This is a genomic window from Alistipes sp. CAG:29 (assembly GCF_000435435.1).
In the GTDB taxonomy this organism is placed as follows: Bacteria; Bacteroidota; Bacteroidia; order Bacteroidales; family Rikenellaceae; genus Alistipes; species Alistipes onderdonkii.
Genome location: NZ_FR893489.1, coordinates 48,415 through 63,996 on the forward strand (window position 1 = coordinate 48,415; position 15,582 = coordinate 63,996).

A 15,582-nucleotide genomic window follows, 5' to 3' on the forward strand; every position below is an offset into this window, starting at 1 on the left:
ATGCCAGAATTGCGACCACGATGGCCACCACGGCGGGGAACCAGAACGTACCGATCTGCCACGACCCGAACCACAACAGTCCGTAGGCCGCCATCGGGCCGATCATGCCGCCGCCGACGTTGTGGGCCACGTTCCAGACCGACATCTTCGTGCCGCGTTCGTTCTGCGAGAACCAGTGGGTCATGACGCGTCCGCACGGGGGCCAGCCCATACCCTGGAACCAGCCGATGAGGAACTGCGTGATGAACATCATGATGATCGACGAGATACCGGCCGATGTCCCGAGGAACATCGTCACCAGCGCCGACAACACCAGTCCCAGCGGCAGGAAAACACGGGCGTTGCTGCGGTCGGAAACGCCGCCCATCAGGAACTTCGAAAGCCCGTAGGCAATGGCGTTCGCCGAGAGCGCGATGCCCAGGTCACCCTTGTCGAATCCCATTTCGACAAGGTGGGGCATGGCCAGCGTGAAGTTCTTGCGCACGAGGTAGTAACCGGCATATCCGATGAAGATGCCGATGAATACCTGCAACCGCAGCCGCTTGTACTCTTTGTCTATTTTTTCCGCAGCGACGGGCGGTTTGTGTTTAGGGGGTCGTAGTATTTTCCACATGGTTCAGCGATCAGTTTTGTTCAAAGATATACGTTTTCGCCAAATCCGTGAAATCTTTTACCTGAGTGTCGATCCAGGCCTGGTCGCGTCCCAGCTCCCTGGCCATCATCGCGGCTACCTTCGGCGCCGCCGCGATGGCTTCGCGGGCATCGACGAAGAGCAGGCGCACACGGCGCGAAAGCACGTCCTCGACCGTCATGGCCATCTCCTCGCGTACGGCCCACAGCACCTCGGCATAGGTATAGCCGTATTTGGGCGAGAGTTTCTCGCCCAGTTCGGGCTGCTGCTTGATAAGGTCGAGGATCTTGGGCTCGTCGCTGCCGTAGACGTACATGTGATCCGCCAGGTTGGGGTTCTTGCGGTAACCGTGGATGCGCAGTTTCTTGGTCACGCACTTGCGGACGGGCAACTTGGCGACCTCGATCGCCTTGTCCACCGTATCTTCGGCCATCAGACGGTAGGACGTCCATTTGCCGCCCGTGATCGTCACCAGCCCGTTGTCCGAAACGATGATCTTGTGGCTGCGCGAAATTTCCTTGGTGTTTTTGCCCTCCTTCTTGGGCGCCGCCAGCGGACGTTGCCCTGCGAAGACCGAAAGGATGTCCTTGTAGGTCGGCGCGGGGTTCATGTAGAGTCCTGCCGTGCCGAGGATGAAGTCGATCTCTTCTTTGAGCGGGCGCGGGTCTTCCTCGGCCTTGGGCCGTACGATGTCCGTGGTGCCGACCACGACCTTGTCGTGCCAGGGCACGGCGAACAGCACGCGGCCGTCCGAGGTCTTGGGTACCATGATGGCGTAGTCGCTCTGCAGGAATTTCATGTCGAGCACCAGGTGCACGCCCTGGCTCGGAGTGACCATCTTGCGGTGCGTAGGGCTGTCCATGTGCATGATGTCGTCCACGAAGCACCCTGCGGCGTTCACCACGCTGCGGGCCTTGATTGTGTGTTCTTCGCCCGTGAGGTTGTCCACGAATTTCACGCCGGCGGCACGTCCCGCATCGTCGTGTACGATCCCCGTAACGCTCGCCTGGTTCACGACCGTGCCGCCGTTCTCGATGCATGTCTGTGCGAGGTTGATCGCCATGCGCGAGTCGTCGAACTGCCCGTCGTGGTATACGACGCCGCCCTTGAGTCCCTTTTCGACCGAAGTGGGGATGTATTTCATTACTTTTTTTGCCGAGATGAATTTCGAACGGCCGTAACCGAAACCGAACGAAAGCATGTCGTAGAAGGTCAGACCGCAAAAATAGAGGAAATTATCCCAGTAACTGTAATTCGAGATCACGAATGCCTGGTCTTTGACCAGGTGCGGGGCGTTGGCTTTCATGCGGCCGCGTTCGCGCAGGGCTTCGAGCACCAGCATGACGTCGCCCTTCTGCAGGTAACGTACGCCGCCGTGCACGAGCTTCGTACTGCGGCTCGATGTGCATTTGGCGAAGTCGGTCTTTTCGAGCAGCGCTACGCTCAGCCCGCGGGTCGCTGCGTCGACCGCCACGCCGAGGCCCGTGGCGCCCCCGCCTACCACTACGATATCCCAAACCTTGTCTTTCTCGGATAGTTTTTTGATCTGTGCAAGTCTTTCCATAAATTCATGAATTTCGTTTCGCAACAAAATTACATATGATTTTTTGTATTTCAAAATAAAATATGTTTTATTTCATAATATTTCGTTTCGGAGCACAATATATTGCCGAAAAAAATATTTCTCCGGAAGGTTTCGATCTAATTTCGGATTATTTTCGTATCTTGCATTATAAAACCAAATTTTTAATCGACCTATGAATAAATCCGGCGAAGAGACTATTTTGAGCCTTCCGGAGCGTCATAACCGGATCCTGGCACTGTTGCAGCAGAACGGCTCCATATCCGTCGTGCAGCTGGCCGAGTTGTTCAAGGTTTCGGAGGTCACGATCCGCAAAGACCTCTCTTTCCTCGAACAACAGAAGAAACTCTACCGCACGCACGGCAGTGCGATCCTTATCAGCCCCTATATCAGCGACCGCCACGTCAACGAGAAGGAGAAGAAAAACGTGGCGGAGAAACGGGCCATCGGGGCCAAGGCCGCAAGCCTTGTCGCGCAGGACGATTCGATCATCATCGCGTCGGGCACGACCATGGCCTTCCTCGCGCGCGAAATCAAGCCCGTCGGGCACCTGACGGTCATCACGGCGGCCGTTCCCGTGACATCGATCCTTTCGCAGGACACCAATGTCGACGTGATCCAGTTAGGGGGCATTACCCGCAGCAGTTCGGTGTCGGTCGTGGGGCCCTTTGCCGAACAAATGCTCGGCAACTTCAATTGCAGCAAGCTGTTCGTCGGTGTCGACGGCATCGACCTCGAATTCGGGCTTACGACGACCAACATGCTCGAAGCGGCGCTGAACCGTGTGATGATGAACGCCGCGCAGAAGGTTATCGTACTGGCCGACAGTTCGAAATTCGGACGCCGCGGCTTCAGCAAGATCTGCGACCTGGAGGCTGTCGACCGCATCATTACCGACAATGGCATCCAGCCCCTTTACCTCGACCGGCTGCGCGAGCGCGGCATCGAGGTGATCGTCGTCGATGCATGATATACCTTAAATATAGGGACTCTTTCAGCCCGATTGCGATCAGACTCTTGTGAGGTGCCGGTCAAATAAAGGCGACGGTGATTTTCACCGTCGCCTTTATTATGGTTTACCCCCTCCCTCCAGTTCGAAAGGTAATTCCGTACGTTGCGTTTGCAGCTGGACTTGTGTTTTGCGGAGATGCGAATGCCGGAGGTTTTGAAGGAGAACCCAGTCGGAAGATGCTTGCAAATATTTATTTCTGCCTGCGGTAAAAATCGCCTGCATGTTTAAATTCAAATCCGATCATTCGTTCATTATAGATACTGTCCATTTTGGAGATTGTTATACTGATTTTTATATTGCCGTAATGGGGCGGATTCGTTTCCGAAGGTTTCTTGTCGTAAAAATCATAGTAATCTATTATCGGCAAATCAATGACTTGCGCCGGGGCTCCGCAATATTTTCCAACCGTTTCTACGACTTCTTCTCGTGTGGCTATTTTGCTTGCCAATCCAAAAACAGCGAAGTCGGAAATATTATGCCAGTTATCGGATCGCGGCGTAATACTGATGCTGTTCACAATGCAATCGGTTTCAGGGAGGGCTTGGGCCGTGGGGTTAAATATCACCGCGTTGATGATTTCTCCCTTTTCGTTTTTTACCGTTGTTCCCCAGTATTCATCTTTGGCAGTGGGAGGGATCATTGCGACGCCAGCACGGCTTTTGTAGTTCCCGGCCTGCATCAAATCTATAAGTTTGCATGGAAATGTGATTTTGCAGCCGTTGAGGACGAATCCCGATTTCCAGAATTCTTCCGGTATGTTTTTTATAGCTTCCATGGTAAGGCGCTTTTTGGGGGATTCTGCGTGGGTTTTCTGTTTTATTTGTGCTTCGATGCCATTGAAGGGGCTGAAAATCAACAACACCAGCATTAAAAGAATTTTTATGTTCATATTTCTGTATTTATGTTCGGGTAGCCCGATTTTTTACAAAGTTACTTGTTTTTACGGAAGTCAGTGTAATATTTAGGTGAATTTCATTGCGCAGCAGCAAGCGCTCAGTGTCTTGGACGGATATGGCCGCCGATAGACAGGCTGGGAAAGAAAAACAAACCCGGAAAGGCGTGCTGTAACAGAAAAGCAGCCCGGAAATCCGGACTGCCTATAATAATCGGACGGCTTGAATTAAACGGCAAGCCGTCCGATTATACATTTATATTGCCGCTGTTATTTCAGCAAGGCCTGCAGCCGCTCGGGGTAATCCGTCGTGATGTAGTCCACGCCCAGGTCGATGAAATAGCGCATGTCCTCTTCCTCGTCGACCGTCCATACGTTCACCTCCAGTCCCAGCTTTTTTGCCTGTTCCACCCATTCGGGGTGCTTGCGCAGCACGCGCATCGAGTAGTCGATGCCGGTGAGGCCGAGCCCCTTGATGCTGCGCGGGGAGAGGTCTCCGTTCAGGTAGAAGATACGCCCGTCGGGCAGCAGTTTCCTGAACGCCAGGCAGGCATTGATCGAGAAGGCGATGATGTCGGTGCGGTCGAGCAGGTTGTACTTGCGCAATGCCTTGACGATCTTCTCGGCCGCGAGGTCTTCGCGCCGAAGGTCGGAGAGCGATTTCATTTCCAGCACCAGCCGGGTGTCGGGTTTGGCAGCCACCAGGCGCAGATAGGCGTCCAGCGTCGGGATGTTCTCTCCGTTGGGAAGCACGATCGAGGTGATCTCCTTCAGCGTACCTTTCTCCATGTCGATTTCGGTACCCTTGTATATACGGTCGTGGTTTACGATCAGCTTGTCGTCGGCAGTCAGCCATACGTCCATTTCCGAGCCGAAGGCCCCGACCGAATCGGCTTTGGAGAACGAAGCAAGTGAGTTCTGCGCCGAATTGGGTGCCGTCCAGTAGCCGCGGTGCGCAATCACCTTGGGCTGAGCGAAGGCCGCGGCGGTTCCTGCGAAGAGCAGGGCGGCGGCGAAGATGAGCTTTTTTGTCATATCGTTTGAAATGTTGGTTGAGTGCTTATAAATCGAAACTTCAACAAAGTTAGTAAACATTTCCGGAATAACAAGCCCGGCGGGGTGCAAAAGGTGTTTTTTCAGGACGATGTCATCATACGGGAAGGGTTTGTGATTTTGAAACGAAACACGGAGCGGAACGATATGTACGATTTCCCGGCGAAATATATCGGAGTTTCGGGATTTTTTCCTATCTTCGTATGATGTGGAAATGGAATCCTTAACTTAAAACCAGAATAGACCATGAAAGAAAAAGTCAGCAAAAAGTTCCAGGAGATTTACGGCTCCGGGGCTATCCTGTTCGCCTCGCCGGGGCGTATCAACCTGATCGGGGAACATACCGATTACAACGGGGGCTTCGTTTTCCCGGGGGCGGTTGACAAAGGAATCGTGGCGGCCATCAAACTCAACGGCACGGACAAGGTGCGGGCCTATGCGCTCGACTTGGGTGAAAGCGCGGAGTTCGGGCTGAACGAAGCCGATAAACCCGCCCAAAGCTGGGCTTGCTATATCTTCGGCGTATGCCGCGAGATTCAGAAGCGGGGCGGTAAGATCGGCGGTTTCGATACGGTATTCGCGGGCGACGTGCCCCTGGGTGCCGGCATGTCGTCGTCGGCAGCGCTGGAGTCGACCTACGCCTTTGCGCTGAACGACCTCTATTCGCTGGGCATCGACAAATTCGAACTGGCTAAGATCGGCCAGTCCACCGAGCATAACTATTGCGGCGTGAACTGCGGCATCATGGATCAGTTCGCTTCGGTTTTCGGCAAGAAGGGCAACCTGATCCGCCTGGACTGCCGTTCGCTGGAGTATGCCTATTTCCCGTTCGACCCCAAGGGTTACAAACTCGTCCTGCTCGATTCGCGCGTGAAGCACGAGCTGGTGGGTTCGCCCTACAACGACCGCCGGGCTTCGTGCGAGCGGGTGGCCAAGATGCTCGGGCAGGAGTTCCTGCGCGGCGCTACGATGGAGCAGCTCGATGCCATCAAGGATAAGATCTCGGACGAGGACTACAAGCGTGCCCGCTACGTGATCGGCGAGGAGAAACGTGTGCTCGATGTCTGCGATGCGCTCGAAAAGGGCGACTACGAGACGGTCGGCAAGCGGATGTACGAAACCCATTGGGGCATGTCGAAGGATTACGAAGTGTCGTGCGAGGAACTGGATTTCCTGGCCGAGGTTGCCGAGGAGTGCGGTGTGACGGGTTCGCGCATCATGGGCGGCGGCTTCGGCGGCTGTACGATCAACCTGGTGAAGGACGAACTTTACGACAACTTCATCGCCACGGCGAAAAAGAGGTTCAACGAGAAGTACGGCCATGAACCCAAGGTGTACGAGGTCGTGATTTCTGACGGTTCGCGCCGTCTGGAATAATCGTTATGGAAAAGTTTCGCAGGTTTCTGCATCCCGTGTGGACAGGATTCGTACTTCTTATTGCGGCGTATGTCCTGCGGGGAGTTTTCCTGTGCGCGCGCGATACCTTTTTGTACAATCGGCTGGATCTTTGCGATCCGGCCGATTTTAAAATTTACCACCGTAATACCGAACCGAAGCGTTGGCGTTCCCAGGTGCATACCTATCGGCTGTACGGGACGTTGTATCCTGAAATCCGCAATGCGGATATGCGTGTCGGATACGATGCGTATTCACGTTATGCCATCGGGGATACGATCCGGGTGTACGCTACCTCTTCGGGCAGGGTAGTGCCTGTCTCTACGGTTGAGAAAATGCGTATTTGGCACATCGGCAGCCGGGGACTGGCTTCGGAGCATTTTCCGGAGCTGTTGGTGTTTATCGGCGGCGGATTTGTTTTGTGGTGCCGCAGGAACCGGCGCAGGTCATAATATTTTTTGCAGGAAAACCTCGTCGTGGAATCCGTCGGCAAGCCGCAGCCACTCCTTCCTGACCCCCGTTTCTGAAAACCCGGCGTTGCGGAAAAGTGCGAGGCTCGCCGCATTTCCGGCTTCGACGCTGCACCATAACTGGTGCAGGTGCAGCATGTCGCGGGCATAGCTGCATACGGTCTCCACCGCATCGGCGGCATAGCCTTTGCCGCGTTGTGCCGTATCGTGGATCAGGATGCCGACGCCCGCACGGAGATTCACCGGATCCAGGTCGAACAGGTCGAGCGCCCCGACGGGGAGGCCTTCCGGGGTTTCGATGATAAGCCGCTGCTGGCGGGTTTGGAAAATGTCGAATTGCTGCCCTTCGATGAACCGTTCCAACGTATGGCGGGAAAAAGGCGCCAGCGTACCGCTGACGCCCCATATCTGGGTGTCGTTTTCCCAGGCGTACATCAGCTCGATGTCTCCCGGTTCGAGGGCTCGCAGCCGCGTTGTCCGGCCTTCGAGGTTCATCAGATGCCGATGATCTTGTTGCGGATGAGCATTGCCACACCCCATGCGTTCGCGTTCTCGGTCATCTTCGATACGCGGAATTTGGTGTCCTTGTATACGAGGTTGAGCGAATATTTGTTGGTTGCAGACTTGAGGGGGAGCATGATGTAGTCGCCTGCGGCGGCCATGTTGCCGCCGACGATGACCGTCTCGGGGTTGAACGTGTTGATGAGGAAGGCCACGGCCTTGCCGACTTTTTCGCCGGCCTCCTCGATCAGCTCGATCGAGAGGTTGTCGTCGTTCTTCGCCGCGGCGATGATGTCGTCGATATGGATGCTCTTCTGCTGGTCGTACTTCTCCTTGAGGATCGTATTGACGCCTTTCTCGATCAGGTGGCACATCTTGTCCTCGATGGCGATACCCGAAACCTCGGTTTCGAGGCAGCCCTTTTTGCCGCACGAGCAGATGATCTCGTTGTCGAAAAACGGGATGTGTCCGAATTCACCGGCGAACCCGCTTTTCCCGTAGTAGAGCTGCCCGTCCACAACGATTCCGATTGCCACGCCGCGCCCCATGTGCAGGTAGAGCACGTTGCTCTCATCCTTCGACTTGCCGCACGTGTACTCCGCATAGCAGCGGGCGCGGGTGTCGTTTTCGAGCAGCACGCGCAGCCCGACGCGCTCTTCGAGCACTTCGCGCAGCGACTGTTCGCTGGAGGTGAAATATTTGTAGCTGCGGCCCGTGTCGGGATTCACGCGCCCCGTCATGCAGACGCCCAGCCCGAGGATCTTGCCCCGGTCGATGCCGCAGGTGGCGATGAAGTTCTCTATGTTGGAACAGATGCGCTCGAAACACTGCGGGCGATCCTGCAACTCGAAGGTGTAGTCGTATTCCTCCTTGATGATGTTGTTCTGCAGGTCGGTGATCAGGAACGTCATGTTGTCGCGCCCGACGTTGATGCCTGCGAAATAGATTGCCGAATTGGCCAGGCCGAATATGTTCGGCCTGCGTCCGCCCGGGGTCTCCACCTTGCCCAGATCCGTTACGATGTTCTCATCGACCAGTTCCTGCACCAGCTTGGTAATGGTCGGGACGCTGATATGCAGCTCTTTGGTCAGTTCCGAGAGCGTACATTCGCCGTTCACCGCCATGTAGGCGATGATGTTGCGCTTGATGATACTGTTCTTGTGCGAAATACCCTTCAGGGCATCGTCTTCGTGTTTGTTGAAAAATTCGGTGAGTGATGTCATCCGTCCTGTCTCATTTTTAACTAAACCTTTGCAAATATAATAAGTATATTTAAAAAACGCAACATGTTTTTAATAAAATTTAATAAATTTTGTTTCAAAACACATTAAAATAAAAGGAACGGACTGATTTTCAGTCCGTTCCTTTTTGTTTTGCGGCTTTTTAGACTATAATGCCGATTTCGATTCTACGACGGCTTCGGGGTTTACCTTCCTGATAAGGCCCTGCAATACGGTGCCGGGGCCGAGCTCGGTGAATTCCGTCACGCCGTCGGCGAGCATGTTCTTTACGATGTATGTCCAGCGTACCGGGGCGGTCAGCTGTGCGATCAGGTTGGCCTTGATCTGTGCGGGATCCGTGTAGGGCTTCGCGTCGACATTCTGGTAGATCGGGCATACGGGCGTCTGGAACGGAGCCTCGCTGATCGCCTTTTCCAGTTCCTGCTTGGCCGGCTCCATCAGCGGCGAGTGGAATGCGCCGCCTACGGGCAGACGCAGGGCGCGGCGCGCACCGGCAGCCTTGGCTTTTTCGCAGGCTGCGTCGACGGCTTCCACGGCACCCGAGATCACGAGCTGGCCGGGGCAGTTGTAATTGGCCGCTACGACGATGCCGTTGACCGATGCGCAGATTTCTTCGACTACGTGGTCTTCCAGGCCGAGGATGGCGGCCATCGTACCGGGCTGTGCCTCGCAGGCGGCCTGCATGGCCATGGCACGCTTCGAGACGAGCTTCAGGCCGTCTTCGAACGAGAGGGCACCGGCCACGACCAGGGCCGAGAACTCACCCAGCGAGTGTCCTGCGGCAGCGTCGGGTTTCACGCCGAGCGCCTTGGCCATGATTACCGAGTGAAGGAATACGGCGGGCTGCGTCACTTTGGTTTGCTTGAGCTCGTCGTCCGTGCCGGCGAACATGATGTCCGTGATACGGAAACCGAGGATATCATTGGCTTTTTCGAAAAGCTCCTTTGCTTCGGGGACGTTGTCGTAAAGGTCTTTGCCCATACCGACCGCCTGTGCACCCTGTCCGGGAAATACGTATGCGTGCTTCATATTTTTGCTGAATTTTTGTTAGCGTCGGCAAAGATAAGAATTTATTTTTTAACTTTGCACCGCAATGGTTCACAAAGGGCCGGGCAAGGCCCCGTGTGATTAAATGGGAATGCCGTGAAATTCGGCAGCAGTTCCCGCTGCTGTAAGTTCCGTCTATTGTCGCACACTCTTTAGCCACTGGCTCCGGCCGGGAAGGCGTTGCGGCTGGAACGAGCCAGAAGACCTGCCTTGCATCTCCCGGTGGGAGGATCCTTATTTTCGGGCTGGCTCTGCGGAGAACGGAGCGCTGCGGACGGAGGCACGGCAGTGCCGGACGTTTGTTGTGAGGACAGGCATATTATATATATGTGCAGTCCGGTTGCGTAAAATGGTGGATTCGATTCCGGGGGTTCGGAACCGGATTTTTTTATTTTATGCACATAAAACAAACGAAAGATGAAAAAACTTCTCCTTTTAGCCTTTGCGGCTTCGGCTTTAGCCGCCTGCTCGGACGACGACAAGATGCCGACCCCCCCCCAGCTCGAAACAATATCTTTCAGTGAGGTGGAACTTGGTGCCGGCGGATACCTGTGGGGTAAAACTCTGGCAACGGATGTAGACGGCTCGTTGGAGTTCGAAGGCGTGATTTACAAAGAAGGAACTGCTTCGTTCCTCTCTTATTTCTCGGATTTCGGCGGTGTCTGGGACACGTGGTGCAAATTCGCGATGTCTGCCTGTCATGACAAAACGACTTTCGGGACGGATAACCAGTTCAGCGTTTATACGACGGCTGATGACGGCCTGAACAAGTTCGCCGTTGCATACGATATGAAAGGTATGGGCCCGGGTTATTCGTTCAGCCCGGCCATCGAGTTTTCGACGGTTATTACTCCCGTGTCGCTTCGTATTGCCAATAATACGTGGACATATCTTTACCTCACCGATACTAAATACAGCGACTTCAGTGTTGCGATTATCGGTTTCAACGGTGAAACCGAAACGGGGACGATTGAGGTGCCGTTGGCATCGGACAACAAGGTCGTAGCTGATTGGAAGAACGTAGGGCTGGATAAATTGGGAGCCGTGACCAAAATTGTTTTCTCTGTTGAGTGCGATGATGTGATGGCGCCGACTTATTTCTGTATTGATGATTTCGCTTATACCGAATAACTATTTTGAGATGAAAAATATTTTTTGGATTATTGCGGCTGCATTTGCCTTTGTAGCCTGCTCGGACGACGACGGCCCGTGCGAGAAACCCTTTGACGGCGAAGTAGTATCATTCGAGGCCTCCGAACATCTGCTCGACGCCATGACCGGCGACGACGTGAAGCTCGGCCCCGTTACGATGTCCCTGATGGGAATGGGGGATTATACCTATGCGAACGCTTTTTGTGCGAAGCAATACGCTGTGGGTACGGATTTCGACGGCATGCTCTTTTCGACGGCAGACCAGAATCTGGTTTTCAACGCCTATTATTCATCGCTATACGACGGGTGGGGCGGTATCGGGCTTTCGCGGATGCCCGACCGGAATGCGGCCGCTCCCTCCAGCAAGCAGCAGTTCTCCGTGTGGGCGGACGGCGGTGCCAACGGTACGGAAACCTATGCCGTATTTTACGATTCCAACTCGCCGACGGAAATGTATCCCGAATACCTGAGTGAGTCGGGTTATCCGACCATCGACCTGGTGGAGCCGCGCATCGTCGCCCACCTATACATCGCCAATTCGACCTGGGTATACAATTATTTCACGGGGGCGGATACCGACAGTTTCCAGGTGAAGATCACGGGGTCGCTCGGCGGTGTGGAAAAGGGGAGCATCACGGAAACTCTCGTCGCCGGGAAATCGAAGCTGAGCGGATGGCGCAAAGTCGACCTGTCGTCGCTGGGTGCGGTGGACAAGCTGGTATTCAAGGCGGTCTGCGACTATCTGGCAGATCCGACCTATTTCTGTGTCGACGAGATCGGGTTGCTGAAACCCGATGCCATGTAATTTGGGCCCGGCTATTTAGAGATTAGTATGGTTCAAACGATTCCCCGTACGGCCTGCCTGCCGTGCGGGGAATTTTTTGCCGCTTCGCCGGTGTCTGATTTCGGCCGGGGTGTTTGCCGGACGGGTGTTTGCTGACCGGGTAGTTGTCGGCCGGGCGGTTGCCGGCCGGAACTCTTGCTCGGTGGGCTGTTACCGGAACGGTGCTTGCTGTCCGGGAGGAATGCTGGGGGCATCCTGCGCAATAACGGCAGCAGGCCGGAACCGCCTTCTGTGCCGAAAAGAATCCCCGCAGGCCGATGCCCGCGGGGATTCGTTATTCAGAGCCAGTCCGGATTCAGATCAGGTTGTCCTTCTCGATATCCTTGAAATAACGGTAGGTGCCGACCTTCAGTTCAGCAGTCGCGGGTTCGTCGCATACGACGATCCCGTGGGGGTGTACCTGCATGGCCGAGATCGTGCAGACGTGCGAGTAAGGGCCTTCCACACACTGTTGCAAGGCGCGGGCTTTCTTATGCCCGAGGGCGAGGATCAGCACCTGCTTAGCATCGAGCACGGTGGCTACGCCTACCGACAAGGCTTGCTTGGGTACCTTGTTCACGTCGTTGTCGAAGAAACGCGAGTTTACGACCAGCGTGTCGTAGGTCAGCGTCTTGACGCGGGTGCGCGAGTTGAGCGATGAGAACGGTTCGTTGAAGGCCAGATGGCCGTCTTCGCCGACACCGCCCAGGAAGAGGTCGATGCCCCCTGCGCGGCGGATTTTCTCCTCGTATTCGTCGCATTCCTTCTGCAGGTCGGGGGCGTTGCCGTTGAGGATGTTGACATTGGCCGGGGTGATGTCCACGTGGTTGAAAAAGGTGTTCCACATGAACGAATGGTAGCTTTCGGGGTGCTCTTCCGGGAGCCCGACGTATTCGTCCATGTTGAACGTGACGACATCCTTGAACGATACCTTCCCGGCTTTGTTCAGGGCGATCAGCTCCTTGTACGTCGTCAGCGGGGTCGAACCCGTCGGCAGGCCCAGCACGAACGTGCCTCCGGCAGCCTGCTTCTTGTTGATCTGCCCGACGATGTAATGCGCCGCCCAACGGCCGGCATTTTCTTGTGTGTCTTCGATAATGAGTCGCATAAATTTTTCGGTTTATCGGTTTGTCTGTTCATTCTTCATTCGGACGGGGCGTCAGAACATCTTGACGAACACCTCGATCGCCTGGTATTCGGCCATGCCGAGCTTGTCGTAAAGCTGCGCCGTGTTCTGCGTACGCTCTTCGGCGCGCTGCCAGAACTCGCGCGGGTCGCTGCCCGGGAAGGGCATGATGTCCTTCTGTGAGAGGTGGCGGTAAATGGCGTGGCGCTTCATGATCAGCTCGTCGGGCGACAGCGGCACCGCCATGTCGACCATGCCCAGATCCCATTCCATCCATGCACCGCGGTAGAGCCACAGGTGGCATTCCTTGAGCCATTCGTCGTCCCTGACTACGTCCAGGGCGCCGAGTACGGCCTCCATGGCCGTGCGGTGTGTCCCGTGCGGGTCGGCCAGGTCGCCTGCGGCATAAATCTGGTGGGGTTTCACCTCGCGCAGCAGCTTGACGATGATGTCGATGTCCTTCTCCGTAAGCTGTCCCTTCTTGATACCGCCCGTTTCGTAGAACGGCAGGTTGAGGAAGTGGGCGTTCGTGTCGGGGTTCAGGCCGAACGAGCGGACGGCGGCGCGTGCCTCGGCGCGGCGGATGGCACCCTTGAGGTCGAGCAGCGGACGCGGTTCGGGTTCGCCCTTCTTCTTGCCGGCGATGATCTTCTCGACCTCGGCGTAGTGGTCTCCGAAGCCCAGTTCGCGGGCCGTGTCGATGTTCTGCAGCACGACGTCGTCGTGTACGGCCACGTTGCCCGAAGTTTCGTAGGCTACGTGTACGTCGTGTCCCTGCTGCACGAGGCGGATAAAGGTACCGCCCATCGAGATGACGTCGTCGTCGGGGTGGGGCGAGAATACCACCACGCGCTTGGGGAACGGTTCCGACGGTACGGGGCGTGTCGAATCGTCGGCGTTGGGCTTGCCGCCCGGCCAGCCCGTGATGGTGTGCTGCAGGTCGTTGAACACGTCGATGTTGATCTGGTCGTAGGCGCGTCCCTGTTCGAGCAGCTCGCCCAGCGAGTTTTCGATATAATCCTTGTAGGTGAGTTTCAGGATCGGTTTCTGTACCACGCCGCACAGCCATACCACGGCCTTGCGGGTGAACTTGGGCGTCCATTTGCAGGGGCCTACCAGCCACGGTGTCTGCTCGCGCGTAAGCATCTGCGCGGCATTTTCGTCGATCACCACCTCGATATTGGGGTGCATCTGCAGGTTCGAGGCAGGCACCTGGCTGGTGACTTCGCCTTCGACGACCTTCTGGACGATCTTGGCTTTCTCCTCGCCCCACGCCATCAGGATGATCTTCTCGGCGCGCATGATCGTGTCGATACCCATCGTGATGGCCATCTTCGGCGTGTTTTCCAGGCCGAAGAACGCCCCGGACTGGATTTTGCGCGTGTTGTGGGTCAGCTGAACCAGCCGTGTGCGCGATTTGGCATACGATCCCGGTTCGTTGAAGCCGATCTGCCCGTCCTCGCCGACGCCGATGATCATCAGGTCGATCTTGCGCACCGAGTGGTCGTACGATGCGCAGTATTCGGAAATCCTGGCTTCGGGTACCGTGCCGTCGGGGATGTGGATATTTTCGGGCAGGATGTCGATATGGTTGAGGAAATCCTCGTGGATGCGGAAATTGCGGCTCTGCTGTTCGGTCGAGCGGATCGGGTAGAACTCGTCGAGGCTGAATACCGCCACGTTGCGGAAGCTGACGATCCCCTCCTCGTGGCGTTTGACCAGTTCGCGGTACAGCCCGAGCGGGGTGCGCCCGGTCGTGAGCCCCAGCACGAACGGCTGCGACTCCTCGTAAACCTCGTTCGAGCAGTGGATTTCGTTATATGTACGGATTGCCTTCACGATGGTGTCGGCGACGTACTGCACGCCCAGATATTCGTTTTCATAAACCGTCGTGTGGATCTTTTCGTAACGGTGGATGATGTCGCGCGGAGCCGATACTTCGATCAGGCCCCCGTCTTTGGGAAGTGAATATTTGTTGTTCATATCTTTGAAAATTTAATTTGTTCGAAAAATTCCGGCAGGTGGAAGTCGGGCTTCGGGGCCGAGATCGGCTTCCATGACAGGAAATGGGGCTGCGAGAGTTTGTCCCCGCATTTGTAGAGGTTCACCTTCGCTTTCAGTCCGCTCCAGTCCGTCAGCGAGTGCATGAACAACGCCTGCGGCGGGATGGCCAGCACCACCGACCAGCGGTTGTCGCCTTCGTGTTCGGGGAAGGGACGCGACCCGAGGCTCGGGTTGCGCAGGATGCTTTCCATGACCCGGGGCGTGGCATGTGTGGCGTGTTCGCGCTCTCTGCGGAACCCCACGAGCAGACGCCCGATGCAGGTGCATTCGAAATTGTAGTAGTAGCCGCTGTCGTCGGGGGCGATGAAGAACTCCACGCACGAATCAGTCCAAACTTCTCCGTTGTCCTCCGTGACGCGGGCCATCGTCCATTGTTCCCTGACGTCGAAGCGCAGCATCAGATAGGCGCCCGTGTGGAACATGCGGAACGAAACCTCGGGTGCGTAGGGATATTGCTCCGGCCAGTTGCAGCAAGCTACCGGCTGCGGTTCGATGCTGCCGAAAGCGGTCTCGACGGCCCGTTTGTCGGCCGGGACGATGCCTGTTATTTTCCGTATCTCCATGATCCTTTCCCCCTTCTTCTCTTGCTGCAT

General features: G+C 55.9%; 15 protein-coding genes and 1 riboswitch. Of the genes, 5 read left to right on the plus strand and 10 right to left on the minus strand.

The window, feature by feature from the left end:
* Both QVP03_RS11355 and QVP03_RS11360 read right to left on the minus strand, forming a co-directional pair.
* A partial coding sequence (locus tag QVP03_RS11355) for an MFS transporter (protein WP_288210785.1) occupies nt 1-613 on the minus strand: 613 nt, incomplete at its 3' end.
* Nucleotides 614-623: 10 nt separating this feature from the next.
* Nucleotides 624-2,195, minus strand: a complete 1,572-nt coding sequence (locus tag QVP03_RS11360) for a glycerol-3-phosphate dehydrogenase/oxidase (RefSeq protein ID WP_022333544.1) — start codon at nt 2,193-2,195, stop codon at nt 624-626.
* Nucleotides 2,196-2,388: 193 nt separating this feature from the next.
* Here QVP03_RS11360 and QVP03_RS11365 point away from each other — a divergent pair, with 193 nt between their 5' ends.
* Nucleotides 2,389-3,183, plus strand: coding sequence for a DeoR/GlpR family DNA-binding transcription regulator (locus tag QVP03_RS11365; RefSeq protein ID WP_018695299.1), 795 nt, complete (start codon nt 2,389-2,391; stop codon nt 3,181-3,183).
* A gap of 232 nt (nt 3,184-3,415) precedes the next feature.
* Here the strand turns inward: QVP03_RS11365 and QVP03_RS11370 are convergent, their stop codons facing one another.
* Nucleotides 3,416-4,114, minus strand: coding sequence for a hypothetical protein (locus QVP03_RS11370; protein WP_117506530.1), 699 nt, complete (start codon nt 4,112-4,114; stop codon nt 3,416-3,418).
* Nucleotides 4,115-4,387: 273 nt separating this feature from the next.
* Entirely contained in the window at nt 4,388-5,152 is a 765-nt protein-coding gene (locus tag QVP03_RS11375) for a glycerophosphodiester phosphodiesterase family protein (protein ID WP_022333546.1), read from the minus strand.
* Between the two features lie 264 nt (nt 5,153-5,416).
* Here QVP03_RS11375 and galK point away from each other — a divergent pair, with 264 nt between their 5' ends.
* Nucleotides 5,417-6,547 (plus strand): galactokinase, encoded by a 1,131-nt coding sequence (gene galK / locus QVP03_RS11380; protein WP_022333547.1) that lies wholly within the window; start codon nt 5,417-5,419, stop codon nt 6,545-6,547.
* A 5-nt stretch (nt 6,548-6,552) separates the two neighbouring features.
* On the plus strand, nt 6,553-7,017 hold the full coding sequence (locus tag QVP03_RS11385) for a hypothetical protein (protein ID WP_022333548.1): 465 nt from the start codon (nt 6,553-6,555) through the stop codon (nt 7,015-7,017).
* Here the strand turns inward: QVP03_RS11385 and QVP03_RS11390 are convergent.
* From QVP03_RS11390 to fabD, 3 genes are all read right to left on the minus strand, one after another.
* Nucleotides 7,012-7,530, minus strand: coding sequence for a GNAT family N-acetyltransferase (locus QVP03_RS11390; protein ID WP_022333549.1), 519 nt, complete (start codon nt 7,528-7,530; stop codon nt 7,012-7,014). The two genes, QVP03_RS11385 and QVP03_RS11390, sit on opposite strands and share 6 nt — an antisense overlap.
* On the minus strand, nt 7,530-8,759 hold the full coding sequence (locus QVP03_RS11395; RefSeq protein ID WP_022333550.1) for an ROK family transcriptional regulator: 1,230 nt from the start codon (nt 8,757-8,759) through the stop codon (nt 7,530-7,532). Before QVP03_RS11395 ends, QVP03_RS11390 begins: the two co-directional genes overlap by 1 nt.
* Nucleotides 8,760-8,924: 165 nt before the next feature.
* A complete protein-coding gene (gene fabD / locus QVP03_RS11400; protein ID WP_022333551.1) occupies nt 8,925-9,806 on the minus strand; it encodes an ACP S-malonyltransferase in 882 nt (293 codons plus the stop codon).
* Between the two features lie 48 nt (nt 9,807-9,854).
* Nucleotides 9,855-10,052: riboswitch (cobalamin riboswitch) on the plus strand.
* Nucleotides 10,053-10,241: 189 nt separating this feature from the next.
* On the opposite strand from fabD, the gene QVP03_RS11405 reads away from it, so the two are divergent.
* Together QVP03_RS11405 and QVP03_RS11410 are read left to right on the plus strand one after the other, a co-directional pair.
* Entirely contained in the window at nt 10,242-10,955 is a 714-nt protein-coding gene (locus QVP03_RS11405; protein ID WP_022333552.1) for a DUF4465 domain-containing protein, read from the plus strand.
* A 10-nt stretch (nt 10,956-10,965) separates the two neighbouring features.
* The gene (locus tag QVP03_RS11410; RefSeq protein WP_022333553.1) at nt 10,966-11,781 is read left to right on the plus strand and encodes a DUF4465 domain-containing protein; all 816 of its coding nucleotides are present in this window, start codon (nt 10,966-10,968) and stop codon (nt 11,779-11,781) included.
* 334 nt (nt 11,782-12,115) lie between these two features.
* On the opposite strand, the gene nagB is transcribed toward QVP03_RS11410, so the two are convergent.
* Genes nagB through QVP03_RS11425 form a run of 3 tightly spaced genes read right to left on the minus strand, consistent with a single transcriptional unit; the run spans nt 12,116 to nt 15,582 of the window.
* Nucleotides 12,116-12,907: a glucosamine-6-phosphate deaminase gene (gene nagB / locus QVP03_RS11415; RefSeq protein WP_022333554.1), complete on the minus strand. Its 792-nt coding sequence runs from the start codon at nt 12,905-12,907 to the stop codon at nt 12,116-12,118.
* A 51-nt stretch (nt 12,908-12,958) separates the two neighbouring features.
* Nucleotides 12,959-14,908 (minus strand): 6-phosphogluconolactonase, encoded by a 1,950-nt coding sequence (locus QVP03_RS11420; protein WP_018695309.1) that lies wholly within the window; start codon nt 14,906-14,908, stop codon nt 12,959-12,961.
* Complete coding sequence (locus tag QVP03_RS11425) at nt 14,905-15,582, minus strand: carbohydrate-binding family 9-like protein (RefSeq protein ID WP_022333555.1); 678 nt, start codon at nt 15,580-15,582, stop codon at nt 14,905-14,907. The genes QVP03_RS11420 and QVP03_RS11425 overlap by 4 nt, the downstream gene beginning before the upstream one ends.